Raw genomic sequence first — 25,685 nt, forward strand, 5'->3', positions numbered from 1 at the left:
CGATCAATTCAGCGATTGAGGTACGGCTTGAGCCAGCCGAGACCCGCCGAGGTGCCCGCGCGCGGGCGGTACTCGCAGCCGATCCAGCCGTCGTAGCCGAGTTCGTCGATCACATTGAACAGGTAGGGGTAGTTCAGTTCGCCCAGGTCCGGCTCGTGGCGGTCCGGCACGCCGGCGATCTGGATATGGCCGATGCCCGCGAAGTCGCGCTTGAGCTTGACCGTGAGGTCGCCTTCGACGATCTGGCAGTGGTAGCAGTCGAACTGCACCTTCAGGTTGGCAGCGCCCACCTGCTGGCAGATGGTCTGGCCGTCGTCCTGGCGGTTCAGGAAGTAGCCGGGCATGTCGCGCGTGTTGATCGGCTCGATCAGCACCGTCACGCCCTGCGCGGCGGCCGAGGCGGCGGCATAGGCCAGGTTCTCGAGATACGTGGCGCGCGCCCGGGCGCGGTCCGCATCGGCTGGCACCAGGCCGGCCATCACATGGACTCGGTCGTTGCCGATCACGCCGGCGTACTCGAGCGCCCGCGCGAACGCGGTGCGGAACTCGGTTTCGCGGCCGGGCAGGGCGGCAATGCCGCGCTCGCCCGCGCCCCAGTCGCCCGGCGGCGCATTGAACAGCGCCTGGGTCAGCCCGTTGTCATCGAGCCGCTTGCGGATCTCGGCGGCCGGATGATCGTAGGGGAACAGGTATTCCACCGCCTGGAAACCGTCCGCCGCCGCGGCGGCGAACCGGTCCAGAAAATCGTGCTCGGTGTACATCATCGAGAGGTTCGCGGCAAAGCGCGGCATGGCGGTCTCCTAGGAGGAATGGAATCAGCGGTTGACCATCTTCGCGGGCGTCAGCCACACCAGCAGCGCGCCCACCACCAGGATGCCGGACAGCACATACATCGGCAGCTGCGTGCTGTGGGTCAGGTCCTTCAGCGTGCCCACCATGTACGGCGAGACAAAGCCGGCGAGGTTGCCCACCGAGTTGACCACGGCGATGCCCGATGCGGCGGCGATGCCCGAGAGGAACGCGGTCGGCAGCGACCAGAACAGCGGTGCGCACGTCAGCACCCCGGCGGCTGCCAGGGACAGCGCGGCGATGGCTACCACGGTATTGTCGGTGAACGAGGCTGCGATGGCAAAGCCCGTGGCACCCATCAGGGCCGGCACGATCAGGTGCCAGCGGCGTTCCCGGCGGGCATCGGCGCTGTGGCCGAGGATGTTCATGACGACGATGGCGCAGATGAACGGGATGGCCGAGAGCAGGCCGATCTTCAGGTTGCCGCTCACGCCGCTGGCCTTGACCAGCGTCGGCATCCAGAACGTCAGCGCGTACTGGCCGGTCACGAAGCAGAAGTAGATCAGGCACATCCACCACACGCGGCGGTCGCTGAACACGGCGCCCAGCGAGTGCACGCCGCGCTGGCCGTTTGCCGTGGCCGCCGCGGTGGCGTTGCGCTCATCTTCCTCGATATTGCGCTTGAGCACGCGCTTTTCGTCGGCGTCGAGCCACGGGGCCTTGTCGATGCCGTCGCGCAGCACGAAGACCGTGACGACACCGATCAGGAATGCCGGCAGGGCCTCGATGAAGAACATCCACTGCCAGCCGGCCCAGCCGTGCGTGTCGTGGAAGGCGTCCATGATCCAGCCCGAGAGCGGGTTGCCGAACATGCCGGCCACCGGAATGCCCGACATGAACAGCGCGATCATCTTGGCGCGGCGGTCGGCCGGGAACCAGTAGGTCAGGTACAGGATCACGCCGGGATAGAAGCCCGCCTCGGCCAGGCCGAGCAGGAAGCGCATGATGTAGAACGTGGTCGGCGTCTTCACGAACACGAAGAGCGCCGAGATGATGCCCCACGTGATCATGATCCGCGCGATCCAGATGCGCGCGCCGATGCGGTGCATCAGCAGGTTGCTGGGCACCTCGAACAGGAAGTAGCCAATGAAGAACAGCCCGGCGCCGAGGCCGAACACGGTTTCCGAGAATTGCAGGTCCTGGGCCATCTGCAGCTTGGCGAAGCCCACGTTCACGCGATCGAGGTAGGCGATCACGTAGCAGAGCATCAGGAACGGCATGATGCGCCAGAACACCTTCTTGTAGGCGCGTTTCTCGATCACGGCGTCGGCGTCGAGCCGGCCGCTGGCGGAAATGGCGGACGGGCTGGCCGCCGCATGGGAAGTATTCACGTTTGAAGTCTCCAGATTCATGGCCGTCGGATGACGGCCGGCAATCGTTGGCGCGCACGCATCCCGCGCGGTGCTGGCGGCACCACGCAGCTTGCGTCGCGAAAATCGTCGCGTTTTGTCCTAGGGGGGCGTTCTACTGATCGACGTCGGGCCTGCCCGGCGCTACCAGCGCGCCTTGAAGGCGTCGCGGAGCTCGGTCAACGCAGCCTCATCGAGGCTTGCGCGGTCGGCAAAGCCGGCCTGGTCCTTGAGCATCATCCATAACTTGGCGGTCTCCTCCAGTTCTTCCAGCGCGTACGCCGCGCGCGAGACACTGTCTTCCCACACCACCGGGCCGAGGCGCGCCAGCAGCACGCCGCGCACGTCGTTGGCCAGCGTGGCCACGCGCGCGGCCACGGCCGGGTCGCCGGGACGGTGATAGGAAATCAGCGGTATATGACCCACCTTCATCACGTGGTACGGCGTGAGAGGGGGCAGGACATCGTCGGGCTGCCAGACGCCAGCCAGCGTCAGCGCCACCAGGTGCGTGGAGTGGGTATGGACCACGCCATGCACGTTCGGATTGTTGTCGTAGACGGCGCGGTGCAGCGTCAGCGTCTTGGACGGCTTGTCGCCGGATACCCAGCTGCCGTCCAGGCCGACCTTGGCCACGGCAGCCGGGTCGAGCGTGCCGAGGCAGGCATCGGTCGGCGTGATCAGCCAGCCGTCGGCCAGCCGGGCGCTGATGTTGCCCGCCGTGCCGACCGTGTAGCCACGCTGGTAGAGGCTGGCGCCGACGCGGCAGACCTCCTCGCGCAGCGCGGATTCCGTCTTGCCGCTCATTGCCCCGCTCCCAGCGCTTGCAGCGCCTCGTCGAAGAAGTTCTCGCCGCCGAAGTTGCCCGATTTCAGGGCCAGCGCCAGCGGCGCGGCGTCCAGCGTGACCGTGGCCGGCACGCCCGGCGCGATCTGCGTGCCGATGCGCAGCGCCTGCACGGCGAGCGACTGGACCACGGCGCCGGAGGTCTCGCCGCCGGCCACCACGAAGCGGCGCGTGCCCGAGGCCTTGAGCGCGGCGGCGATGCCGGCCAGCGCGGCCTCCACCAGATGGCCGGCGCGCTCCACGCCCAGTTCGGCCTGCACGGCCTTGACCTGATCCGGGGTGGCGGTGGCGTAGATCAGCACGGGTTCGGCGTGATCGGCGGCAAAGGCCAGCGCCTCGTCCACCACCGGCTCGCCACGGGCCAGCCGCAGCGGGTCGATGCGCAGCGCGGGGCGCTTCTGGGCAATCCAGTGGGCCACCTGTCCATTGGTGGCGCGCGACGCGCTGCCAGCCAGCACCACACCGTGCCCATCGACGGACGGCACCTCGGCGGCATCCACGCGTTGCGGCAGCAGGCCGGCGCGGCGGAAGTTCTCGGGCAGGCCCAGCGCGATGCCGGAGCCGCCGGTAATCAGTTGCAGGTCCGCACAGGCCTGGCCGAGCGTGAACAGGTCGGCATCGGAAATCGCATCGGCAATCGCCAGCCGCGCGCCTTCGGCACGCAGTGCGCCGATGCGCGCGCGGGCCTCGTCGGCGCCGCGCGCCACGCTGTCGTAGCGCAGCAGGCCCACCTTGCCCTGGCTCTGGCGTTGCAGTACGCGCACCAGGTTTGCGTCGGTCATCGGCGTGAGCGGGTGGTGCTCCATGCCCGATTCGTTCAGCAGCGTATCGGCCACGAACAGATGACCGCGGAAGATGGTGCGGCCGTTCTCGGGGAAGGCCGGGCAGGCGATGGTGAAGTCGCTGCCCAGTGCATCGAGCAGCGCCTCGGCCACGGGACCGATGTTGCCGGCGTCGGTGGAGTCGAAGGTCGAGCAGTACTTGAAGACGAACTGGCGGCAGCCCTGGGCGCGCAGCCAGGCCAGCGCGGCCAGCGATTGCGCGACGGCATCGGCAGCCGGGATGGTGCGGGACTTCAGTGCCACGACGATGGCGTCTGCCTGCACGGCGTCATTGGCGGTGCCGGCCGCCGGCACGCCAATCGCCTGCACGGTGCGCATGCCATTGCGGACCAGGGTGTTGGCGAGGTCGGTGGCGCCAGTGAAGTCGTCGGCAATGCAGCCGAGCAGGGGCGTGTGGCTTGATGCGGTCATCGTCGCGCTCCCTTACTTCGCCTTGGCCGCCGGCAGTTCGATGCCGGGGAAGATCTTGATCACGGCCGAGTCGTCCTCGCCGCCGTGGCCGGCGGTGGAGGCCATCATGAACATCTGGTGCGCGGCGGCGGACAGCGGCAGCGGGAATTTGCTGGTGCGGGCGGTGTCGAGCACCATCCCCAGATCCTTGACGAAGATGTCAACGGCGGACAGCGGGGTGTAGTCGCCCGAGAGGATGTGCGGCACGCGATTTTCGAACATCCACGAGTTGCCGGCGCTGTGCGTGATGACGTCGTAGAGCGCGTCGGGGTCCACGCCTTCGCGCAGGCCGAGTGCCATGGCTTCGGCAGCGGCAGCGATATGCACGCCGGCCAGCAGCTGGTTGATGATCTTGACCTTGGAGCCCGCGCCATGCGCGTCGCCCAGGCGGTAGACCTTGCCTGCCATCGCGGCCAGCACGTCCTCGGCCAGCGCGTAGGCTTCGGCCGGGCCGGAGGTCATCATGGTCATCTCACCGCTGGCGGCGCGGGCTGCGCCGCCGGAGACCGGCGCGTCCAGCAGCAGCAGGCCGCGTTCGGCCAGGCGCTTGCCCAGCGTCTCGGCAAAAACGGGCGGCACCGTGGCGCTGGCGATGACCAGCTTGCCGGCGGACATGGCCGGCACGGCGCCGTTGTCACCAAACAGCACGGCTTCAGTCTGCGCGGCGTTTACCACCAGCGTGATGACCACGTCGCAACGCTCGCCCAGTTCGGCCGGATTGGCGCACGGCACACCGCCGGCATCGGCAAAGCGTTGCAGCACCTCGGGGCGCAGGTCGCAGGCGTGGACCTTGAAACCGGCACGCAGCAGCGACTGCGCGACACCATTGCCCATTGCGCCCAAACCGATGACGCCGACATTGCGGGACATATTGAATCTCCTACGGAAGTGTTTCAGTGCGAGCGGAGGCCGTCGCGTTCGGCCGGCGTGTCCTCGCCCAGTTGGGAGAGACGGCGCGCGGCGTTGTACATGTGGGTCTGCGCGGCGTTGCGCGCGGCATCGGGGTCGCCGGCACGGATGGCCGCGACGATGGCCTGGTGTTCCTCGCGCACCTGGCGCGAGAAGTCCTCGCGGCGGGCTTCATTGGTGCGGGTCACGCGCGTGGCCGTTTCGAGGTACTGGCTCAGGAAGGCCAGCGTCTTCAGGAAATAGGGATTGCCGGTGGCTTCGGCGATGGCGCGGTGGAACGCCACGTCGGCCTGCACGCCATCGCCGCCTTCGGCCACGGTGGCATCGAGGTGCGCCAGCGCGGCGTCGATATTGGCCATGGCCGTATCGGTGCGGCGGCGCGCGGCCTGGGCGGCCACCTCGGCTTCGATCGATCGGCGCAATTCCACGATCTGGAGCACCGAATCGAGCGTGCCAGTATCGGTGTAGTCAATGCGCAGCGGCCGGATACCCGCCTGGTCAGTGACAAATACGCCACTTCCCTGGCGTGATTCCACCAGCCCCTCGTACTTCAACCGGGCAATCGCCTCGCGGATCACGGTGCGACTGACGCCGAATTCCTCGGACAGCACGGCCTCCGTCGGCAACTTGGCGCCGCGCGGGAACGCGCCACCCTCGATCTTCTCGAGCAGTTGTTCGGCAACGCTGTCGGTCAGGGCGCGGGCGGGAATTTTCTGGAAGACGGGCACGGCGAGGGAGGGTAGTGATCAGGTAGTCAGGTCATCATACAAATTTTCGGCGCGCCTGCCGACCGGGGAAACCCTAGGATGATTGGTGCATTGCGTTACGATTTGCCCGGCGCGCAGCGTATGATTGCGCCTTTCTACAGACTTCCTAGCTGGATCGAATCATGTCCGAGACCGTCATCGTCTGCGCCTGGGCCGAAGCCCGAGAGCGCGCCCGCGCCATCCGCTACAGCGTTTTCGTCGAGGAGCAGGGCGTGCCGGTGGAACTGGAATGGGACGACATGGACGAGCCCAGCTGGCACGCGCTGGCCTTCGCCGCCGATGGCACGCCCGTGGCCACGGGCCGGCTGCTGCCGGACGGCCATATCGGCCGCATGGCTGTGCTGAAGGTGGCGCGCGGCACCGGCATGGGCGCGAAAGTGCTGGACGCGCTGATGGCCAAGGCCGCCACACTCGGCTATTCCGAGCTGATCCTCAATGCGCAGACCCACGCGGCGCCGTTCTACGCGCGCGTGGGGTTCGAGCAGGTGGGGGAGGAATTCGAGGAAGCCGGCATTCCGCACGTGGAAATGCACAAGCGGATCTGAATCCCGGTAATCGTGCGATTACCGCACGATTACCGGGGCGCCGGCACGGTGCCCGGGTCGCGCGCCACGTTGAGCCGGCCGCGATACATGACCTCGCCGGTCGGTCCATTCGCGTCAAAGCTGCGCTCGCTGAAGTCGAAACGGCCATCGTGCCGCACGCGCAGCAGCGTGCTGGCGCGCGTGCCGTAGTTCGGTGAGCGGATGAACGACGACGACAGCAGCTTTTCCCATTCCGGCGCCACGCCCGTGCGCGGCAGTTCCCAGTCGGGCGCCTGACGGTCGTCGGCCAGCAGTTGCAGGTACGGTTCCGCGCTGGCGCTTGCCTGGCCGCTATCCGCCGCCAGCACTTCGCACAGCGCGCCCACGCGGCTGCGCACCTTGGGCCATGGCGTATCGAGCAGCGCGTTGGACAAACCATAGAGGCCCGGCTTGAGCCGTTGCGGCTGGCGCGACGGCGAACGGTTGCTGTACCACCAGAGGTCGTGCAGATCGCTCGCAAGCAGGTTGAAGCCGTTGTAGGCGCCGTGGTCGCCCGCCAGCGCATGCAGGTATTCCTCGGCGCTCTGGTCGCCGCGCAGGAATTGGGACACCAGTTCGCCGCGCGAGCGCGCATCGGTGCGCTTCTCGGACGGCGCGCGGTAATTGGTCAGCGCGGCAAAGCGCGCGCCGGCATGACCGTGACCCGCATGGCCGGCATGCTGGGCGTCGGCGCCCGCAATCCCCATCCACGTGCCGGGTTCGCCAATCACTTCCGCGAGGTCGCGGCCGCCCAGCACCTGGGGGGCATCCTGCCACCAGTGCGCAGCCGCCGCCGGGCGGGCGTAGAACTCGTCGCGGTTGCCGGCAACCACCAGGGCATAGTCTGGGTGCGATTGCCAGGCCACCAGAATCAGGCACATAGCACTTCCTTTACAACTTGATCGATCGATGTCTTCACGCAGCACACGACAAGACACCTACAAGACATCGAGATCCACGAACCGTTCCGCCATCCGCTCGCCGCTGACCCACTGCGACAGCCCGCTCTGGTGCCACAGGCCCGCGAGCGTGGCCTCGAAGGCGGGTGGGACATCGGCATAGCATTCCATCCAGGTTTGCAGGCCGGCGCGGGTCTCGGGCCTGCGCATGAGCGTACCACCAATCCCGGTAGCTTCCGCCACCGTTTCCATCCAGCGGTGCCAGTGGGGCAGGGCCTCGACGGCCCGCTCGTCCGGTACCTTGAAGTAGACGTACAGATGATCGCTCATGTCGGCGCTCCGGGGGGATTCAGCCGGCCGCCTCGGCCGCATTCGGCAGCGGCACTTCGTACGGGAGCGCACGCGTGGCCACGGCGGGGCCATCGGCGGCGCCCAGCCGTAGCGCGCCCGCCGCTGCATCGATCTTCAGTTCCGCCAGCGCGTCCCAGCCGCCCTCGGGCGACGGCGCCGCGTTGACGATCATCCCGCAAGGCTGTTCCGGGTCTTCCGGGCGGAAGATCTCGGCGGCGGCGGCCGGTACCTCGCCCTCGCCGTGCAGGCGCCACATGCGCCGCTTGAGCGTGCCGCGATACTGGCTGCGCGCCACCACTTCCTGGCCCGGATAGCAGCCCTTGCGGAAGTTCACGCCGCCAATCAGCTCGAAATTGATCATTTGCGGTACGAACTGCTCCTGCGTCGGCGTGCTGATGCGCGGCACACCGGACAGCACGTCGAGCCAGTCCCAGAACGCCGGCGCGGCGGCGTCGAGGTTGCCGGACAGCGTCTGTTGCAGGGCGGCGATGCGATCCGCCGGGGCTACGATCTGCCAGCGCGGGGCGCCATCGGCATCGGCCAGACGAATCACGGTGACGCCTTCGGCACTCGCCGCCTGGAGCGGACCCTGCGGCGCGGGCAGGCCCGCCACGGCGAGCGCGCCGGCGGCGGCCGGGCCGGCCACGCCCAGCATGCCATGCGTGGCGGAAAGATCAGACAGCTTGGCCTTGGCGCGCAGCACGAACATGGTCAGGCGCTTCTGGATGGCCGGCTGGATATCGGCCGAGATCTGCAGGACGATGCCGTCGGCATCGCGCCACATCAGGAAGCTGGCTTGCAGGCGGCCCTTGGGCGAGCAGTAGCCGGCCAGCCGCGCGGTGTCCGGGGACAGATCCTCGACGGCGTTGGTCAGCTGCGTGTGCAGGAAGGTGGCGGCATCGTCGCCGGCCACGCGGATCAGCCCGACGCCGGCAGGCGCGGCAATCACGCCGGTGCGGCGCAGCGATTCAAGGCTCGAAGCCAGGGTGGGAGTTGCGTTGGACATGCAATCAGGCCGGTTGGCGAACAGGTGATGGGGCGCGGCGGCACGCCTCAAGGGGTGCCGCCGCCTCCTCTATATAGGGACGCTTGCCGCCAGGGCAAATCGGCAACGTGACGATGCGGGCTCGTGGCGGCGCGGGGCTCCCGGTATTATATGGGGCTGTCGCCATTCCGGCCCGCCGCCTTGCCGATCCCGACCTGACGTTGGGGGCATGGCGTTGGCATCACCCTGGCGTCGCCATTTCACCCATCCTCCATGAAACGTATTGTTCTGCGTCTGGTCGGGGTCCTGCTGGTCTTTGCCCTGGCAGCCGCCGGCGGCTTTGCCTGGTGGGCACACCAGCCGGTCGGCCTGTCTGCCTCGCCCGTCGAGGTCATCATCAAGCCCAGCTCGGGCGTCGCCAGCGTCGGCCGCCAGATCCAGCGCGGTGGCGTGGCGATGGACCCGCGCCTGTTCCAGCTGCTGGCCCGCCTCACCGGCCACGGCGCCGACCTCAAGGCCGGCGGCTACCAGTTCGAAACCGGCATCACGCCGCTCGACATCATCGAGAAGATGGTGAAGGGCGAGGTCACGCACTATGTGGTCACCGTGATCGAAGGCTGGGAGTTCCGCAAGATGCGGGCGGTGGTCGATGCCAACCCGGCGCTCAAGCACGACACGGCGGGCATGTCCGACGCCGACCTGATGAAGGCGATCGGTGCGGCGGAACCGTCACCCGAAGGGCTGTTCTTCCCCGATACTTACCTGTTCGCGCGCGGCAGCAGCGACGTCGAGTTGTATCGCCACGCCTACCGCGCCATGCAGAAGCGCCTGAACGAAGCCTGGAACGCGCGCGCGCCAGATCTCCCGTACAAGACGCCGTACGAGGCGCTGGTCATGGCGTCCATCGTCGAGAAGGAAACCGGGCAGGCCGTGGAGCGGCCGATGATCGCTGCCGTGTTCATCAACCGGCTGCGCAAGAACATGATGCTGCAGACCGATCCGACCGTGATCTACGGCGTGGGCGAGTCGTTCGACGGCAACCTGCGCAAGAAGGACCTGCAGACGGACACCCCGTACAATACGTACACCCGCACCGGCCTGCCGCCCACGCCGATCGCGCTGCCGGGCATCGCCTCGCTGGCCGCGGCCACCACGCCGGCGCCGTCCGATGCGCTGTACTTCGTGGCGCGTGGCGACGGCAGCAGCCATTTTTCCAATTCGCTTCCCGAACACAATCGCGCGGTAGATAAATACCAGCGCGGCAAATAAGCCTTTCATGCACGGAAAATTCATTACCTTCGAAGGCATCGACGGCGCCGGCAAGAGCACCCATATCGACTGGGTGGCCGAGCGCCTGCGCGCACGGGCCGATACGGGCCGCGTGGTCACCACGCGCGAGCCGGGCGGCACGCCGCTGGGCGAGGACCTGCGCCAGTTGCTGCTGCACCGGCCGATGCATCTGGAAACCGAGGCGCTGTTGATGTTCGCGGCACGCCGCGAGCATATCGCCGAGGTGATCGAGCCGGCCCTGGCGCGCGGCGACTGGGTGATCTCGGACCGCTTCACCGACGCCACGTTCGCCTACCAGGGCGGCGGGCGGGGCCTGCCCACCGCGCGGCTGGAAGTGCTCGAGACCTGGGTGCAGGGCGGCCTGCAACCCGACCTGACCCTGCTGTTCGACGTGCCGCTGGAGACCGCCAGCGCACGGCTGGCCGGCGCACGTTCCCCGGACAAGTTCGAGGCCGAATCGCGCGCCTTCTTCCAGCGCACGCGTGACGAATACCTGCGCCGCGCGGCAGCGGCCCCGGAGCGCTTCCGCGTCATTGACGCCACGCGCTCCATCGACGAGATTCGCGTAATGCTTGAGGGAATCATCGCAAGCCTTTGATTTGGATGGCGTATATGGCAGCGATGATGTCCGCTGGTCACCCTCCGACAATACATGAGCGACCCCCGCTAACTAACTGAATCGGCATGCTTTATCCCTGGCAACGAGAAGACTGGCAACGACTGGCCGCGCTGCGCCCCCGGCTGCCGCACGCGATGCTGCTGCATGGCCAGCAAGGCATAGGCAAGCGGGACCTGGCGCTGCATTTCGCCCAGGGCCTGCTGTGCGAGTCGCCGCTTGCCGATGGCCAGCCGTGCAATACCTGCGGGGCCTGCCACTGGTTCAGCCAGGGCAACCATCCCGACTTCACGGTGGTGCGCCCCGAGGCGCTCGATGCGAGCGGCGAGGCGGACGGCGAGGCCGAGGGCGGCGCCAAGAAAAAGGCGCCAAGCAAGATCATCCGCATGGAGCAGGTGCGCGCCCTGATCGAGGCCGTGGGCGTGGGCACGCACCGCGCCGGGCTGCGCGTGGTGGTGGTCTATCCGCTGGATGCCCTGCAGACCGAAGGCGCGAACGCGCTGCTGAAGACGCTCGAGGAGCCGCCGCCGTCTACCGTGTTCCTGCTCGTGACCGACCGGCTGGATCGCGTGCTGCCGACCATCCTGTCCCGCTGCCGCCAGTTTTCCGTGGAGCGCCCCACGGCAGGCGCCGCGCTCGACTGGCTGCGCAGCCAGGGCGTGGCCGATGCCGAGGCGCAACTGGCGCTGGCCGGCGGATCGCCGCTGACGGCGCTTCACGCCGCCGAGGCCGAGGAGCAGCCGATGCAGCGCTGGCTGGTTTCGCAACTGGGCACGGGCGCCGCGTTCGACGCGCTGGCGGCAGCCGAGCAGCTCCAGAAGCTGCCGGTGCCGGCCGTGCTCGGCACGCTCCAGCGCTGGACCTATGACCTGCTGGCGCTCTGCGTCGGCACCGGCGCAGTCCGCTATTTCCCGAAGGAGCAGGCAGCGCTGGCGCGTTGTGCCGGCGCCACCGATGCCCACCGCCTCCAGGCGTTCGGCGCGCGGCTGGTCGGCCACCGGCGCAACGAGAACCATCCGTTGGCTGCGCGCCTCGTCATGGAGTCCGTTTTCCTCGATTACCGGCATTTGTTCCAGGGAAGTGCCGCCGGACGATAGGAATCGGGCGCTGCCCGTGGTAAAAGCTAACGCAGTCAAGCTGTCGATTTGTCAAACGCGCCAAATAGCGCCGCACCAAGCGGCCAGGGCGCCACGCAAAACAGGGGTCAAACCATGAATGCACCAGTCACCGGGGCGCCCGTGCGTCCGGCCGCACCCGCCGCACCCGCCACCGTGCCGGGCCAACCTGCCACGGCAGGCGCGGCGCAGCGGCCGAACGTGCTGTCGCTGTCTATCAAGGACCAGGCCGGGCTGTACGCGGCCTACATGCCATTCCTGACGCGCGGCGGTATCTTCGTGCCGTCCAACCGGCCGTTCCGGATTGGCGAGCAGGTGTTCCTGGTGCTGTCCCTGCTGGACCGCCCGCAGAAATACCAGGTGCAGGGCACGGTGGCGTGGATCACGCCGGCCGGTACGCCGATGAAGACCCCCGGCGTGGGGGTGCATCTGCCCGAGGACGACAACGGGCGTAACCTGCGCCGTGCCGTCGAGGAAATCCTGGGCAAGGCCATCGATTCCGGACGGCCGACCCAGACCTTGTAGCAATCTAATCATCTACGCGAAGTCTGCTTCGCAAGTATTTGTAATTCATGCGTATTTCCGATTTCACCCTGCGCCTGGCCACGCCGGCCGACCTGCCTGGCATCGTCGAGATCTATAACAGTACGGTGCCATCGCGCATGGTCACGGCGGATACGGAGCCGGTGAGCGTGGCGTCCCGCCAGGCGTGGTTCGATGCCCATCAGCCGGCGCGCCGCCCGCTGTGGGTGTGCGAGGATGCCGAGGGGCGCATGGCCGGCTGGCTCAGCTACTCGGACTTCTATGGCCGTCCGGCCTATGGGGCGACAGCCGAGCTGTCGATCTACCTGCACGCGGACCGCCGCGGGCAGGGGCTGGGGCGCCATCTGCTGGAGCAGGCCATCGCCCATGCCCCGAAGGTGGGCGTGACCACGCTGCTCGGTTTCATCTTCGGCCACAACACGCCGAGCCTGGCACTGTTCGAGCGCCATGGCTTTGCGCGCTGGGGCGACCTGCCGCGCGTGGCAGTGCTGGATGGCGTTGAGCGCGATCTCGTGATCGTCGGCCGCCGGCTCGACTGACCCGCATCCAGAGACTGACGATGTTCGTTGATTCCCACTGCCATATCGATTTCCCCGAACTGTCCGAGCGGCTGCCGCAGCTGCTCGAGAACATGAAGGCCAACCAGGTCACCCATGCGCTGTGCATTTCGGTGACGCTGGAGGACTTCCCGCGCGTGCTGGCGCTGGCCGAGCAGCATCCGAACCTGTACGCCTCGGTGGGCGTGCACCCGGACTACGAGGAGGGCGAGGACCCGACGCTCGAACGCCTGCTGGCACTGTCCGCGCATCCGCGCGTGGTGGGCACCGGCGAGACCGGGCTCGACTACTACCGGCTCAATGGCCGCAGCATCGCCGACATGGAATGGCAGCGCGAGCGCTTTCGCACCCATATCCGCGCCGCCAGGCAGACCGGCAAGCCGCTGATCATCCATACCCGCTCGTCGGCGGAAGACACGCTGCGCGTGATGCGCGAGGAAAACGCGCGCGAAGCCGGCGGCGTGATGCACTGCTTTACCGAAACCTGGGATGTGGCGAAACAGGCACTCGATGAGGGCTTCCATATCTCGTTCTCGGGCATCGTCACATTCAAGAGCGCGGCGGACCTCCAGGAGACCGCCAGGAAGGTGCCGCTGGACCGCATGCTGATCGAGACCGATTCGCCCTATCTGGCGCCGGTGCCGTATCGCGGCAAGACCAACGAGCCGGCCTGGGTGCGCCATGTGGGCGAGTTCATCGCCCAGTTGCGCGGCGTGCCGGTGGAAACCATCGCCGAACAGACGACGGACAATTTCTTCCGTCTCTTCAAGCACATAGAGAGGAATGCTCATGCTTGACATGAAGACGATGCGCGGCGCTGTGGCCGCCCTGATGCTGGGCGCCGCCACGGCAAGCTGGGCCGCCCCGGCAGACGATATGCGCAAGGCCGTGGAATTCGACGATGCCAACACGGTGCAGAAGCTGCTGGCGCGCGGCGTGGACCCGAACCTGACCGATGCCCGGGGCAACCCGATGCTGGTGGTGGCGCTGCGCGAGAAATCGATCAAGGCTGCCACGGTGCTGATCAAGGCCAAGAACATCGACTTCGACAAGACCAACCCGGCTGGCGAGAACGCGCTGATGATGGCCAGCCTGCAGGGCGAGCTGGACATGGTGAAGCTGATGGTCGACGGCGAAGAGGCCGAGATCAACAAGAAGGGCTGGGCGCCGCTGCACTACGCGGCCTCCAACGGCCATAACGAGGTGGTGAAGTACCTCGTCGATCACGCCGCCTATATCGATGCGGAAAGCCCCAACGGCACCACGCCGCTGATGATGGCCGCGCGCGGCGGGCATGTCGACACCGTGAAGCTGCTGCTGGACGAGGGCGCGGACCTGCGCCTGAAGAACCAGCAGAGCATGACCGCGATCGACTTTGCCGAGCAGTACAACCAGAAGGAGATTGCCGACGGGCTGAAGTCCCGCTGGCAGAAGCTCTATGGTGCGGTGCCGGCCCCGGCACCGAAGCCGGTGCCCTACAACCCCTCGGGCAGCCAGGGCGCGCCGAACAAGCAGCCCCAGCCCAAGCCGTACTAAGCCCGTACTGAGTGGTTTTGAGCGGTTACTGAGCCGGCGCCAGCCGGTTCAGGGGAATTCCGATTCCGTGATGGTCACGCTCTTCGACTTGCCCATCACGCTGTAGAGCGTGAGCGTGTTGTTGGCGAAGCTCGTGCCGTTGGCCTCCTGGATCTCCTTGAGGTCGAAGCGCTCGGAACGGAAGATCTCCCCGGAGTCGAGGCTCCGGTAGCGCACGTCGTAACGGCCGGGCGCAATATTCTCCATCGTGAACATCGACCCGCTGCGCACGAAGCTTGTGCGCACCGGAATCGCCGCGTCACCCTCGATCGATACCAGTTTCAGGAACACATCGGACAGATTGCGCGTGTTGTCCACGGTGACCGTGGAGAGCCCGTTGCTGTTCAGCACCGGATAGCCGGCCAGATAGCCCGAGCGGCTCGGCCACGGCATGCCGCGCGGCGTGTTGGCGGGCCGGCTGTAGCGGGGCGGCTGCGGTGGGAAGGCTTCCTCGGCGCGGGCCGGCTTGACCAGCGCGACGGGGGTGTCGGCGGTCGAACTGGCACTGGGCGTCCAGTCGCCAAGCAGAACCACGATGCTGGCCCCCACCGCGATATAGAGCAGGAATGCCAGATGAGCCGGCAGCGGCTGGCCGCGCGGGGGCGGGCCATCGGGGCGGGGTTCGGGTTTGGGGCGGAAACGGGTCTTTTCGCCGCGCGAGGGGCGGGCTTCCTCGGCTTTCTGCGAAGTTTTGCTGCCAGCGCTGCGCGCAGAGGCACCCTGGGCGGATGCCCCACCTGCCTTGGCCCCCCCAGTTGCCCCGGATGCGCCGCTGGCGGTACGAGGCTGCCGGGGCTGGGCCTGCGGGCGTGCCGTCTGGGGTCGTGCTGTGCCCGGTGCGGGGCGCGGCGGCGCCTCGCGGCGGCGGGCGCGCATGGCCTCGATCCGCTCCTGCTCCACGATCCACTGGTCATGCTCCGCGCGCCGGCCGGGGTCGCTCAGGACGTCATAGGCCACGTTCAGCAGCCGCATGATGCGATTGGCTTCCTCGCCGTCCGCATGGCGATCGGGATGATATTTCTGGCTAAGCGACTTGTACGCGGCCCGGATCACTTCCTGGGGCGCGTCGCGGGATACCTTGAGGTTGTCGTAATGGGTATGCATCAAGCAGGAAAGACGCAATAGCGGAGGCCGACAACAATTAACGGCAGAATGCCGAATTTTTCAAGGTATAGCGGCCCGGCGCGCCTGCGTATGCTGGTTGGGCAACAGATCGGCAGACTCCGGCAACGCTAGCCGGCCCTGAAGCGTGTCCAGCAGACGCTGCATGGCCGCGTCGATCTCGTCGATGCTGAGGCCGCCGTAGCCCATCAGCAGCCCCGCGCGGGGCGGCCGCCCCGCGAACATGCCGCCGATGCCGTAGAGGCCGATCGACGCCGCTCCCGCTTGGGCGATGAACGCAGCCTCGTCAGGCGCCTTCATGCCATTTGGGCGGATTTCGGCCACCAGGTGGATGCCGGCGGCCGTCGGCAGCGACGCCAGCCACGGCGACAGCTCGTTATCGAGCCAGCGCAGCAGCGCCGCGCGCCGCGCCGCGTATTCCTTGTGCATGCGCCGCAGATGCTTGGCGAAGTAGCCGTCGAGCATGAACTTGGCCAGCGCGGTCTGGGTGAGCGTGCAACTGTGCCAGTCGCCGGTCTGCTTGGCCCGGCGCAGCGCCTGCGCCAGCGAGGCGGGCGGAATCACGTAGCCGATGCGCAGCTCCGGAAAAATGGTCTTGGAGAACGTGCCCACATAGGCGACAACACCGTCGTGGTCGAGACTCTTGAGCGAGTCCATCGGCCGGCCCTCGAAGCGGAATTCGCCGTCGTAGTCGTCCTCCACGATCAGCGCGCCGCGCCGCTGCGCCCAGTCGAGCAGTGCCAGCCGGCGTTCCAGGCTCATCGGCATGCCGAGCGGAAACTGGTGCGAGGGCGTGACATAGACGATGCGCGCGTCCGCGGGCAGGGCGCTGACCACGATGCCGTCCGCGTCCACGGGCACCGGCACGACCCGCGCGCCCGCCGCCGTGAAGCTCATGCGGGCAGGCGGATAGCCGGGATCTTCCATCGCCACCACGTCGCCGGGCCGCAGCACCACGCGCCCCAGCAGGTTCAGCGCCTGCTGGGCGCCCTGGGTCATGATCACGTCATGCCAGTTACTGACCACGGCGCGGCTGAAGGCCAGGTAGCGCGACACTGCCAGCCGCAACTCCGGCTCGCCGGCCGGGTCGCGGTAGCCGGCCGGTGCGCGCGCCTGCACGCGTACCGCATGGCTCACGCAGCGGCGCCATTGGTCGAACGGGAACAGGCGCTTTTCGGTCACGCCGCCCATGAAGTCGTACTCGGGGGAGACGCCCTCCTGGCGCATCGGCAGCGCGTCCGGCATCGATTCCCAGAGCGGGTCCGCCGGCTGCAACGCCGTGGCGTGCGTGGGCACGTTACCGCGCCGGGTCATGGTGGCCGCCACGAAGGTGCCCTCGCCGGTGCGCGAGCGCAGATAGCCCTCGGCGGTCAGCCGCTCGAAGACATCGAGTGTTGTCTTCCGGGAAACACCAAGTTGCGTGGCAAGCTCGCGCGTCGATGGGAGCCGCTCGCCCGGTGCCAGGCGGCCGTCGAGAATGCCGGCGCGCAACTGGCGATAAATCTGACTGGCCAGGCCGTGGCGGCCTTCGATGGTCAAGTGGACGTTCATGGTCGGGGGCAATGGGGAACGGGGCGGAAAGCCGCGCTGGAGCAGGCGCTGGCGCCATTCTAGTTAAGTTGCATCTTTGATGCAATTTAAGGTAATTCGGAAAAACCGGGCTGCAAGGGCAGGGGCCGAAGCGGCCATCTTGCGGGCGATCACCTCGCATGGGTGCCCCGATTCAGTGCCCTCTGCGCGCCCCCTGTGCGTAACGCGCCTGCAACGTCCGGCGGCGGTGGTCACCCAAAAATCTCAGGAAGTGGCTATGGGCGCCAAATCGCCCCGTGCGTAATCTGCGCAGGACTCGTCTCATGCCTGCCGGCAATGCCATGAATACCATCGCCATTCTGCTCTCCGCGTTCCTCCTTTCGGTGATCGCGCTGGCGGCCTTTATCTGGAGCATGCAGAAGGGCCTGTTCGATACTTCGCCAGCCGCCGCGCGGGTGATCTTTGCCGAGGGCGAGGCCGGGCACCCCGAGGATCCCGCCTCGGCGCACCTGACCCCCGGGCTGGACGACCCTTCCCGCGATGCTGCCGATGCATCTTCCGCGCCAGTCGTGTTCCTGTTCATCTGCTGCGCCATGGTGTGGCTGGTGGTGGCGTCGATGGCCGGGCTCACCGCCTCGATCAAGCTGCACGAACCGGACCTGCTCGCCAGCGTGCCCTGGCTGTCCTTCGGCCGCATTCGCACCATCCACCTGAACGCCGTGGCCTACGGCTGGGCGCCGATGGCCGGGCTGGCCATCGCCCTGTTCCTGCTGCCCCGCCTGCTCAAGACGGCGCTGGTGGGCGCGCGCTGGGCGGTGCTGGGCGCGGCGGTGTGGAATGCGGGGCTGATTGCCGGCATCGGCAGCATCGGCGCAGGGATTTCCGATGGCTTGGAGTGGCTCGAGATTCCCTGGCAGGTGGACATCCTGCTCGTGGTGGGCGGCGCCTTCGTGGGCGTGCCGCTGGTGCTGACGCTGGTCAACCGGAAGGTGGATCACCTCTATGTGTCGGTCTGGTACATGGGCTGCGCGCTGTTCTGGTTCCCGGTGCTGTTCCTGGTGGCCAACGTGCCCGGCGTGCACTTCGGCGTGGAGCAGGCCACTATGAACTGGTGGTTCGGCCACAACGTGCTGGGGCTGTTCTACACGCCGCTGGCGCTGGCTTCCATCTATTACTTCCTGCCGAAGATCATTGGCCAGCCGGTCAGGTCGTACGGGCTCTCGCTGCTGGGCTTCTGGGCGCTGGCGTTCTTCTACGGGCAGGTGGGCGGCCACCACCTCGTGGGCGGGCCGGTGCCCGGGTGGCTGATCACGCTGTCCATCGTGCAGAGCATGATGATGCTGATTCCGGTGATCGCGTTCTCCATCAACCAGCATCAGACGCTGCGTGGCAACTTCCGCCGGCTGATCGACTCGCCGACGCTGCGTTTTGTCACCTTCGGCGGGATGATGTACACGCTGAGTTCCATCCAGGGCTCGTTCGAGGCGCTGCGCGCGGTCAACCGCGTGGCCCACTTCACGCACTACACGGTGGCCCACGCCCATCTGGGGCTGTACGCCTTCGTCAGCTTCGCGTTCTTTGGCGCGCTGTACTTCATCGTGCCGCGCGTGACCGGCCGCGAATGGCCGTACCGCTGGATGATCTACATGCACTTCTGGCTCGCGGCGGGCGGCATCGGCATCTATTTTGTCTTCTTGAGCATTGGCGGCTGGCTGCAGGGGCTGGCCATGCTGGACGCGGCGCGGCCGTTCATGGACTCGGTCGCCGTGACCCTGCCGTACCTGCGCGCCCGCTCGCTGGGCGGGGCGCTGATGCTGGCCGGCCACCTGTTCTTCGTGACGAACTTCGTCTGCGCAGTCTTCGGCCTCGGGCCCAATCGTGACCGCCCGGCGCTGTTCCACCAGGGCCGTCAGCGCAAAACCAGCCAGCCGGGCCAAAAACCTGCCGAGGGAGTCTGAACCGTGAACAATGAGAGCGCCCTGCTGGCGGGGGGCATGACCATGCTGGCGCTGGCCACCAGCGCGCTGGTCGTCCTGCCGTATCTGCAACTCCAGGACGTCAAGCCCACCGAAGGCACCAAGCCCTATACCGCCGCGCAGCTGCGCGGGCGGGAGGTCTATATCGCCAACGGCTGCATCTACTGTCATTCCCAGCAGCCCCGCGACAGTTCTTACGCGCCGGACGACAAGCGCGGCTGGGGCCGCGTGGCCGTGGCCGGCGACTATTACTACGACAAGCCGCACCTGCTGGGCACCATGCGTACCGGGCCGGACCTGATGAATATCGGCGTGCGCCAGCCCGGCGCCGACTGGCACCTCGGGCACCTGTACCAGCCGCGTGCCTACGTGAGCGGCAGCATCATGCCGAGCTATCCGTACTTGTTCGATGTGAAGGATGCGCCGGAGCCGGGCGACAAGCCGGTGACGCTGCCCCCGGGCTACGCGCCGCCGGGCAAGGTGGTGGTGCCAACCGCCGCCGCGTCTGACCTGGTGGCCTATCTCCAGTCGCTGAACCGCACCGGGGCGGTGTTGCCGCCCGCCGGCGGCGAGTCGAACCCGCGATAAGTACACGACAAGCGCATCCGCAGAGGAAACAGATGGCAGATCCATCGGAAGAACGTCAGGCCGCCGCGGCGCGTGCCCGCGAGAATGCCGATCCGCACGAGAACCGCGCGCCGATTCCCCGCTACGTGCTGGCCATGGTGGTGGCACTGGTGGCGTGGGGGGCGTTCTATATCGTGACGTCCGAGAGCGAGCAGCCCTCGGCGCTGGGCGACAGCCGCACCCTGGCCGACCTGCAAGGCAAGCCCAAGGGTGCCGGCGGCGGCGCCGTGGATGGCGCGGCGGTGTTCCAGGCCCGCTGCGTGGCCTGCCATCAGGCCACCGGGCAGGGTTTGCCGGGCGTGTTCCCGCCGCTGGCGGGCTCGGAATGGGTGGTGGGGCAGGAGGCGCGCCTGGCGTCCATCGTGCTGCGTGGCGTGACCGGCAAGCTGACCGTCAAGGGCGCTGCCTACAACGGGGCGATGCCGGCCTTCGCGGACCAGTTGTCCGATGCCGAAATCGCTGCCGTGCTGACCCATGTGCGCAGCCAGTGGGGCAATACCGCTGGCCCGGTGACGGCGGAAGCCGTAGCCGCCGCACGCACCCAGACCGCCACCATGGCGGCGCCGTTCGATGGTGACGCGGCGCTCGGCAGCCCGGGTGGCTAGCCTCGCCCACCGTGTTAAGCCCGCGCGCCCGCGCGGGTCTCCGGCTGTGCTGATGGTGGTGGGGGTGCTCTGTCTGGTGCTCGTGCTGGGCGCCAGCGCCATCTGGGCTGTCACGCATGGGCTGAGGGCCTGGACGCTTGACCAGCGCCGGGAGGCGCGCATCGCCGCACACCAGATGCGCCTGCCGCCCATCGCGGTGCATGACCAGCTCGGTCAGCCGCTCCGGCTTTTCGGCGAAGTACCAGCCGAAGGGCCAGCCCAAGGTGCGCCCAGCGTCTATCTCGTCGATGCCATCTACACCCGCTGCCAGACCGTGTGCCGCGCGCTCGGGGCCGCGTTCGCCCAGCTATCGCGCCAGTTGGAGGCGGACGGCATGACCGGCCGGATCGGCCTGATCTCGCTGTCTTTCGATCCGCGCGACACCGGCGCCGATCTTGCCGCCTACGCCCGCGAGCACGGCGCTAGGCCGCCGCAATGGCGGGTGGCCGCGCCGGACGCGCCCGCCGCCATGCAGGCGCTGCTGCGCGAGGCCGACATCATCGCCATTCCGGATGGCTTTGGCGGCTTCGTCCACAACGGCGGCCTGCAGGTAGTGGATGCGCGCGGCGTGGTGCTGGGCAGCTTTGAACTGGAAGACTTCCATGCGGCTTATGCGCTGGCCCAGCGCCATGCCTTGGCTGGCGGAGCCGGGCGATGAGAATTGTCCGGCCTCTGGCGCTGGTCGCCGGCTTTGTCACCCTGGCCGTACCAGCGCTGCGGGAGCCCCTGGAGGCCGCGATGGCCCTGCAAATGCTGGTGCTGCTGCCGGGTGTGTTCGCCGCCGGCTGGCTGTCCGCGCGGCTGGCCCCGGCACGCTGGCAGGCCCGGGCGATGGCGGTGCTGCGGCCGCACGCGCTGAGCTTGCTGGTGGTGGCGGCCCTCGGCTACGGCCTGTGGATGCTGCCGATTGCGCTGGACCTCGCGCGGTTGTCGCCGGCGGTCAACGCTGCCAAATTCGCTACGGTGTTCGTGGCCGGCTTGTCAACTGGCATTGCGCTGCGCGTGGCGGCGTGGCCGCTGGTGTTGTTCTTCGGCGGCAACATGGTCTGGATGGGCCTGACCTTCGGTATGCTCTTCATCGACGCACCCGCGCGCCTGTGCGCGAGCTACCTGATCGACGACCAGCGCATGGCCGGCGTCGGGCTGGTGGCGGGGTCGGTCGGGGTTGGGGTCTGGCTGCTGGCCTGGGTGGTGCGTCGCGCAGGATGGTCGAATTCGGAAGAGTCCGAAAAAAACACTAAAGATTGGCCGGCGATTGCCGTTAACGCGGGCCAAAAGGGTCTTACACAACAGGGTCGCAAACAACAACCGCGTGCCGCGGCAACGACCGCGGCGCCGGACAAGGGGCCTGACAGAGCCCCGGATTGACGGGTTCGCGGAGACATCCGCACCCATTTCAAGGGGCAAGTGCATGCTGAGAAGAATTCGCGCGGAACAGCTCCAGGTGGGCATGTTCGTGGCCAGGCTGGGCGGACCCTGGATCAACCACCCATTCTGGCGCTCGCGTTTCCTCGTCACCAGCGACGACCAGGTCACGCAGATCCAGTCGGCCAACGTGCAGGATGTGTGGATCGACATCCTCAAGGGCCGCAACCTCCCCACGCCGGCCGCGCCGGAGATGATGGAGGCCGACCTTTCCGATGACGATCCCGAGGCCAGTTTCGAGGAGGAACTGGAACGCGCGCGCGAGCTGATCAAGAGTGGTCGCTCTTTGGTAGGCAACATGTTCAGCGACGTGCGCATGGGCCGCGCGCTGGAGACGGCCGGGGCGCTGCTGCTGGTGGATTCGGCGTCGCTGTCGCTGTCGCGCCATTCGCAGGCGCTGCTGGCCATGGCCCGGCTCAAGGCCAAGGACGACTACACCTACCTGCACTCGTTCTCCGTGTGCGCGCTGATGATTGCCGTGGGCCGCACGCTCAAGCTGCCTGATGGCGAGGTCCGTGAACTCGGGCTGGCCGGGCTGGTGCACGACATCGGCAAGCTGACGCTGCCCGATTCGCTGCTGCACAAGGCCACCGACCTCACGCCGGCCGAGGAGGAGCAGATGCGCCGCCACCCGTCGGCGGGCTACCGCATCCTCAACGAGGCGCGCCTGTATACCAATATCCCGCTCGACGTCTGCGTGCACCACCACGAGCGCGTGGACGGGCGCGGCTACCCGTTCGGGCTGGTCGAGCACGAGATCAGCGTGCACGCCAAGATCGCGGCGATCTGCGATACCTATGACTCGCTGACCTCGCCCCGGCCCAACCATCAGGCCTGGGCGCCGGCGCGGGCGGTGGAGTACATCGCGGTGCGCGTGGACACGCTGTTCGACCGCCGGGTCTTCAAGGCGTTTACGCGCACGGTGGGCATTTACCCGCTCGGCACGGTGCTGCGGCTGCGCTCCAACCGCCTGGGCGTGGTGTGCGGCCAGAACGAGGACGAGCCGCTGCGGCCCCGCGTGATGACGTTCTACAACGTGGCGGCGTCCCAGGCGGTGCCGCCGCAGGTCATCGACCTGTCCCACAGCGAGGACACCGTGGTGGCGTTCGAGGACGCGCGCCAGTGGGGCTACACCGACGAGCAGCTGATGGCGATGTACGCGCCACACGGGTGAGGGCGGGCATCGACGATCGACCGATCCGAAATCGGCCGTGAGACGATTCTGAAAACGGCAGGCGGGGGCGAGAAAGCGGTCGCGGCGGGGCGGGTGGCTAGTACACTTGGCGCTTGTTTGTTGACCGACCTGCCTGCCGCATGAATTTCGATGCCCTGCTGGACCTGTTCCAGCAACGCCTTCCCGCCCACCCCACGGCCCAGATCGCGCTCTATGTGCTGGCGCTCGGCGTGATTGCCGCGCTGGCCCAGTGGTTGATCGCGCGCGTGGCGGGCCGCCTGGTTTACCGGGTGCTGAGCCTGTCCGGCCACCGCAACTGGGCCGCGGCGCTGCTGCGCCACCGTATCTACCGCCGGCTCGGCTTCGCCATCTTCCTGGCGGTGATCGCGCTCGGCATCGGCGAGGTGCCCAACCTCGGCCGTTTCTCGCAAGTGATCGAGCGGCTGGCCCATGCCGGCACGTGGGTCAGCGTGTTCCTGATGCTGTCCGGGGTGTTCTCGGCCTGGCAGACCGTGTTCGCGGGCAGCCAGCGGGCGCAGACACGCTCGATCAAGGGCTACGTGCAGGTGGCCCAGCTGGCGCTGTGGCTGGTCTGCGGCGTGCTGGTGCTGTCGATCCTGATCGACCGCTCGCCGCTCTGGATGCTCTCCGGCCTGGGCGCGCTTTCGGCGGTGCTGCTGTTGGTCTTCAAGGACACGCTGCTGTCGCTGGTGGCCAGCACGCAGCTGACCACCAACGACATGCTGCGCATCGGTGACTGGATCGAGATGCCGCAGTCCAATGCCGACGGCTTCGTGATGGACATCGCGCTGCACACGGTCAAGGTCAAGAACTGGGACAACACCGTGACCACGGTGCCCACCTACAAGCTGTTCTCGGAGAGCTACCGCAACTACCGGCACATGTTCGAGTCCGGCGCCCGGCGCATCAAGCGGACGCTGCGCATCGACGCCACCAGCGTGCGCTTTCTGGAGGACGAGGAACTGCACGCGCTGATGCGCTTCCGGCTGCTGCACGACTACCTGGAGATCAAGCAGGCGCAGGTAGCGCAGGCCAACCTTACCCTGAGCGGCCCGGACGACGACCCGGTGAACCGGCGCCGGCTGACCAACGTCGGCACCTTCCGCGCCTACGGCATGGCCTACCTGCGCGCCCATCCCGAGATCCACCACGATCTGCTGCTGAACCTGCGCATGATGGAGCCCGACTCGCAGGGCATTCCCATCGAGGTCTACTGCTTCACCACGCTGACCGGCTGGACGGACTACGAGCGCATTCAGGGCGATATCTTCGACCACCTGCTGGCGATCCTGCCGGAGCTGGGGCTGCGGCTGTACCAGGCGCCCTCCGGCGCCGACCTGAGCGGGCTGCGGGCCAACCCGGTGCTTGGCGCGCAGCATGCCGCACTTGCCGTGGCGGCGGGGGACGCGCGGGCGTAAGCGTTAAGGGCGTCAGAGCGTAAGAGCATTCATTGATCGGAAAGCATCAGACTTTGCAGGAAGCTTGCATGCGATCAACCCGTGTGCAGATGGTTCGGCCCCGGATTGGCATGTCGTTGCTCCATCGACTAGCCTGTTTATCTGCGGCAACCGTCGGGAGTGCGTCATGGCAAGCATGCAAGCGTTGGTCTTCAAGGGGCCCGGACAGATCGAACTCCGGGAAAAGCCGATTCCAGAGGTGGGGCCGACCGATGCGCTGATCCGCATCACGACCACCACGATCTGCGGCACGGATGTCCACATCCTCAAGGGCGAGTATCCGGTCAAGCCGGGCCTGACCATCGGCCATGAACCGGTGGGCGTGATCGAGAAGCTGGGCAGCGTGGTGACGGGTTACCAGGTTGGCCAGCGCGTGATTGCCGGGGCGATCTGTCCGAGCTTCCATTCCTATGCGTGCCAGGACGGGCGGCCTTCGCAGGATGGTCAGGCGCACGGCCATGGCTACAAGCCGATGGGCGGCTGGCGCTTCGGCAACACCATCGACGGCACCCAGGCCGAATATGTGCTGGTGCCCGATGCCCAGGCGAACCTCTCGCCGATTCCGGACGGCCTGACTGATGAGCAGGTGCTGATGTGCCCGGACATCATGTCCACAGGCTTTGCCGGGGCGGAGCAGGCCAACATCAAGATTGGCGATATGGTGGCGATCTTCGCGCAGGGGCCGATCGGGCTCTGCGCCACGGCCGGCGCGCGGCTGTGCGGCGCGGGGATGATTATCGTGGTGGACGGCCTCGACGAGCGCCTGGCCATCTCGCAGAAGATGGGCGCGGATGCCGTGGTGAACTTCCGCAAGGTGGATGTGGTGGCGGAGATCCTCCGCCTGACCGGGGGCCGGGGCGTGGACGCCTCCATCGAGGCGCTCGGCACGCAGGCGACTTTCGAGGCGGCACTGCGCGTGCTGAAGCCCGGTGGCACGCTGTCCAGCCTGGGTGTCTATTCGAGCGACCTGCATATCCCGCTCGATGCCTTCGCCGCCGGGCTGGGCGATCACCGCATCGTGACGTCGCTGTGCCCGGGTGGCAAGGAACGGATGCGCCGGCTGATGCAGGTGATCGAGACCAATCGCCTCGACCTCGGACCGATGGTGACCCACCGGTTCCCGCTGTCACGCATCGTCGAGGCGTACGACCTGTTCTCGAATCAGCGTGACGGCGTGCTGAAGGTCGCCATCACGCCCTGACCGGC

Annotated in this window: 27 protein-coding genes; 16 read left to right on the forward strand and 11 right to left on the reverse strand. The window is 67.5% G+C overall.

The genetic code is table 11. The features are described 5' to 3' along the window. Window positions 1-8: 8 nt before the first annotated feature. From otnI to AB4120_RS05245, 6 genes are all read right to left on the reverse strand, one after another. The gene (gene otnI, locus AB4120_RS05220; protein ID WP_149136076.1) at window positions 9-791 is read right to left on the reverse strand and encodes a 2-oxo-tetronate isomerase; all 783 of its coding nucleotides are present in this window, start codon (window positions 789-791) and stop codon (window positions 9-11) included. Window positions 792-815: 24 nt separating this feature from the next. Next, complete coding sequence (locus AB4120_RS05225; RefSeq protein WP_392388492.1) at window positions 816-2,201, reverse strand: MFS transporter; 1,386 nt, start codon at window positions 2,199-2,201, stop codon at window positions 816-818. Window positions 2,202-2,342: 141 nt separating this feature from the next. Further along, window positions 2,343-3,002 carry a 3-oxo-tetronate 4-phosphate decarboxylase gene (gene otnC / locus AB4120_RS05230; protein WP_149136074.1) on the reverse strand — a complete coding sequence of 220 codons (660 nt, stop codon included), beginning with the start codon at window positions 3,000-3,002 and terminating at the stop codon, window positions 2,343-2,345. Beyond that, window positions 2,999-4,294: a 3-oxo-tetronate kinase gene (otnK, locus tag AB4120_RS05235; RefSeq protein WP_149136073.1), complete on the reverse strand. Its 1,296-nt coding sequence runs from the start codon at window positions 4,292-4,294 to the stop codon at window positions 2,999-3,001. The genes otnC and otnK overlap by 4 nt, the downstream gene beginning before the upstream one ends. Before the next feature lie 12 nt (window positions 4,295-4,306). Continuing rightward, window positions 4,307-5,203 carry an L-threonate dehydrogenase gene (ltnD, locus tag AB4120_RS05240; RefSeq protein ID WP_092293190.1) on the reverse strand — a complete coding sequence of 299 codons (897 nt, stop codon included), beginning with the start codon at window positions 5,201-5,203 and terminating at the stop codon, window positions 4,307-4,309. Window positions 5,204-5,226: 23 nt separating this feature from the next. Next, the gene (locus AB4120_RS05245; RefSeq protein ID WP_149136072.1) at window positions 5,227-5,970 is read right to left on the reverse strand and encodes a FadR/GntR family transcriptional regulator; all 744 of its coding nucleotides are present in this window, start codon (window positions 5,968-5,970) and stop codon (window positions 5,227-5,229) included. A gap of 161 nt (window positions 5,971-6,131) precedes the next feature. Between AB4120_RS05245 and AB4120_RS05250 the strand changes: the two genes are divergently transcribed. After that, window positions 6,132-6,554: a GNAT family N-acetyltransferase gene (locus AB4120_RS05250; protein ID WP_441641937.1), complete on the forward strand. Its 423-nt coding sequence runs from the start codon at window positions 6,132-6,134 to the stop codon at window positions 6,552-6,554. Window positions 6,555-6,583: 29 nt separating this feature from the next. On the opposite strand, the gene AB4120_RS05255 is transcribed toward AB4120_RS05250, so the two are convergent. From AB4120_RS05255 to ygfZ, 3 genes are read right to left on the reverse strand one after another with little or no spacing between them, the layout of a single operon-like run. Continuing rightward, a complete protein-coding gene (locus tag AB4120_RS05255) occupies window positions 6,584-7,453 on the reverse strand; it encodes an NRDE family protein (protein WP_149136071.1) in 870 nt (289 codons plus the stop codon). A gap of 57 nt (window positions 7,454-7,510) precedes the next feature. Next, window positions 7,511-7,801 carry a DUF4936 family protein gene (locus AB4120_RS05260; RefSeq protein WP_144195501.1) on the reverse strand — a complete coding sequence of 97 codons (291 nt, stop codon included), beginning with the start codon at window positions 7,799-7,801 and terminating at the stop codon, window positions 7,511-7,513. A 19-nt stretch (window positions 7,802-7,820) separates the two neighbouring features. Further along, window positions 7,821-8,828: a CAF17-like 4Fe-4S cluster assembly/insertion protein YgfZ gene (gene ygfZ, locus AB4120_RS05265; protein WP_149136070.1), complete on the reverse strand. Its 1,008-nt coding sequence runs from the start codon at window positions 8,826-8,828 to the stop codon at window positions 7,821-7,823. 252 nt (window positions 8,829-9,080) lie between these two features. Here ygfZ and mltG point away from each other — a divergent pair, with 252 nt between their 5' ends. From mltG to AB4120_RS05300, 7 genes are all read left to right on the forward strand, one after another. Continuing rightward, a complete protein-coding gene (mltG, locus tag AB4120_RS05270; RefSeq protein ID WP_149136069.1) occupies window positions 9,081-10,076 on the forward strand; it encodes an endolytic transglycosylase MltG in 996 nt (331 codons plus the stop codon). Between the two features lie 7 nt (window positions 10,077-10,083). Beyond that, window positions 10,084-10,695: a dTMP kinase gene (gene tmk, locus AB4120_RS05275; protein WP_441641938.1), complete on the forward strand. Its 612-nt coding sequence runs from the start codon at window positions 10,084-10,086 to the stop codon at window positions 10,693-10,695. A gap of 86 nt (window positions 10,696-10,781) precedes the next feature. Next, window positions 10,782-11,810, forward strand: a complete 1,029-nt coding sequence (locus tag AB4120_RS05280) for a DNA polymerase III subunit delta' (protein WP_211944136.1) — start codon at window positions 10,782-10,784, stop codon at window positions 11,808-11,810. Window positions 11,811-11,924: 114 nt separating this feature from the next. Continuing rightward, window positions 11,925-12,353: a PilZ domain-containing protein gene (locus AB4120_RS05285; RefSeq protein ID WP_441641939.1), complete on the forward strand. Its 429-nt coding sequence runs from the start codon at window positions 11,925-11,927 to the stop codon at window positions 12,351-12,353. A gap of 47 nt (window positions 12,354-12,400) precedes the next feature. Continuing rightward, window positions 12,401-12,910, forward strand: coding sequence for a GNAT family N-acetyltransferase (locus tag AB4120_RS05290; RefSeq protein ID WP_441641940.1), 510 nt, complete (start codon window positions 12,401-12,403; stop codon window positions 12,908-12,910). 20 nt (window positions 12,911-12,930) lie between these two features. Continuing rightward, window positions 12,931-13,725, forward strand: coding sequence for a TatD family hydrolase (locus AB4120_RS05295; RefSeq protein ID WP_441641941.1), 795 nt, complete (start codon window positions 12,931-12,933; stop codon window positions 13,723-13,725). A 1-nt stretch (window position 13,726) separates the two neighbouring features. Then, window positions 13,727-14,464 carry an ankyrin repeat domain-containing protein gene (locus tag AB4120_RS05300; RefSeq protein WP_392388512.1) on the forward strand — a complete coding sequence of 246 codons (738 nt, stop codon included), beginning with the start codon at window positions 13,727-13,729 and terminating at the stop codon, window positions 14,462-14,464. Between the two features lie 48 nt (window positions 14,465-14,512). On the opposite strand, the gene AB4120_RS05305 is transcribed toward AB4120_RS05300, so the two are convergent. Beyond that, the gene (locus AB4120_RS05305) at window positions 14,513-15,607 is read right to left on the reverse strand and encodes a J domain-containing protein (protein ID WP_149137533.1); all 1,095 of its coding nucleotides are present in this window, start codon (window positions 15,605-15,607) and stop codon (window positions 14,513-14,515) included. 60 nt (window positions 15,608-15,667) lie between these two features. Further along, window positions 15,668-17,176 carry a MocR-like pyridoxine biosynthesis transcription factor PdxR gene (pdxR, locus tag AB4120_RS05310; protein WP_149136062.1) on the reverse strand — a complete coding sequence of 503 codons (1,509 nt, stop codon included), beginning with the start codon at window positions 17,174-17,176 and terminating at the stop codon, window positions 15,668-15,670. A 320-nt stretch (window positions 17,177-17,496) separates the two neighbouring features. Here pdxR and AB4120_RS05315 point away from each other — a divergent pair, with 320 nt between their 5' ends. The 8 genes from AB4120_RS05315 to AB4120_RS05350 all read left to right on the forward strand — a co-directional run bounded on the left by AB4120_RS05315 (window position 17,497) and on the right by AB4120_RS05350 (window position 25,680). Beyond that, on the forward strand, window positions 17,497-19,113 hold the full coding sequence (locus tag AB4120_RS05315; RefSeq protein WP_149136061.1) for a cbb3-type cytochrome c oxidase subunit I: 1,617 nt from the start codon (window positions 17,497-17,499) through the stop codon (window positions 19,111-19,113). A 3-nt stretch (window positions 19,114-19,116) separates the two neighbouring features. After that, entirely contained in the window at window positions 19,117-19,719 is a 603-nt protein-coding gene (locus tag AB4120_RS05320) for a cbb3-type cytochrome c oxidase subunit II (protein ID WP_187645153.1), read from the forward strand. Window positions 19,720-19,751: 32 nt separating this feature from the next. Continuing rightward, window positions 19,752-20,363 carry a c-type cytochrome gene (locus tag AB4120_RS05325; protein WP_149136060.1) on the forward strand — a complete coding sequence of 204 codons (612 nt, stop codon included), beginning with the start codon at window positions 19,752-19,754 and terminating at the stop codon, window positions 20,361-20,363. Then, complete coding sequence (locus AB4120_RS05330; RefSeq protein WP_262389604.1) at window positions 20,356-21,060, forward strand: SCO family protein; 705 nt, start codon at window positions 20,356-20,358, stop codon at window positions 21,058-21,060. Before AB4120_RS05325 ends, AB4120_RS05330 begins: the two co-directional genes overlap by 8 nt. 80 nt (window positions 21,061-21,140) lie before the next feature. Beyond that, window positions 21,141-21,770 carry a hypothetical protein gene (locus tag AB4120_RS05335; RefSeq protein ID WP_441641942.1) on the forward strand — a complete coding sequence of 210 codons (630 nt, stop codon included), beginning with the start codon at window positions 21,141-21,143 and terminating at the stop codon, window positions 21,768-21,770. A gap of 43 nt (window positions 21,771-21,813) precedes the next feature. Further along, on the forward strand, window positions 21,814-23,001 hold the full coding sequence (locus AB4120_RS05340) for an HD-GYP domain-containing protein (RefSeq protein WP_149136057.1): 1,188 nt from the start codon (window positions 21,814-21,816) through the stop codon (window positions 22,999-23,001). A gap of 140 nt (window positions 23,002-23,141) precedes the next feature. Next, complete coding sequence (locus tag AB4120_RS05345; protein ID WP_149136056.1) at window positions 23,142-24,440, forward strand: mechanosensitive ion channel family protein; 1,299 nt, start codon at window positions 23,142-23,144, stop codon at window positions 24,438-24,440. A 166-nt stretch (window positions 24,441-24,606) separates the two neighbouring features. Continuing rightward, complete coding sequence (locus AB4120_RS05350; RefSeq protein ID WP_441641943.1) at window positions 24,607-25,680, forward strand: NAD(P)-dependent alcohol dehydrogenase; 1,074 nt, start codon at window positions 24,607-24,609, stop codon at window positions 25,678-25,680. Window positions 25,681-25,685 lie beyond the last annotated feature (5 nt).

The organism is Cupriavidus sp. 2KB_3 (assembly GCF_052115685.1).
Taxonomy (GTDB): domain Bacteria; phylum Pseudomonadota; class Gammaproteobacteria; order Burkholderiales; family Burkholderiaceae; genus Cupriavidus; species Cupriavidus campinensis.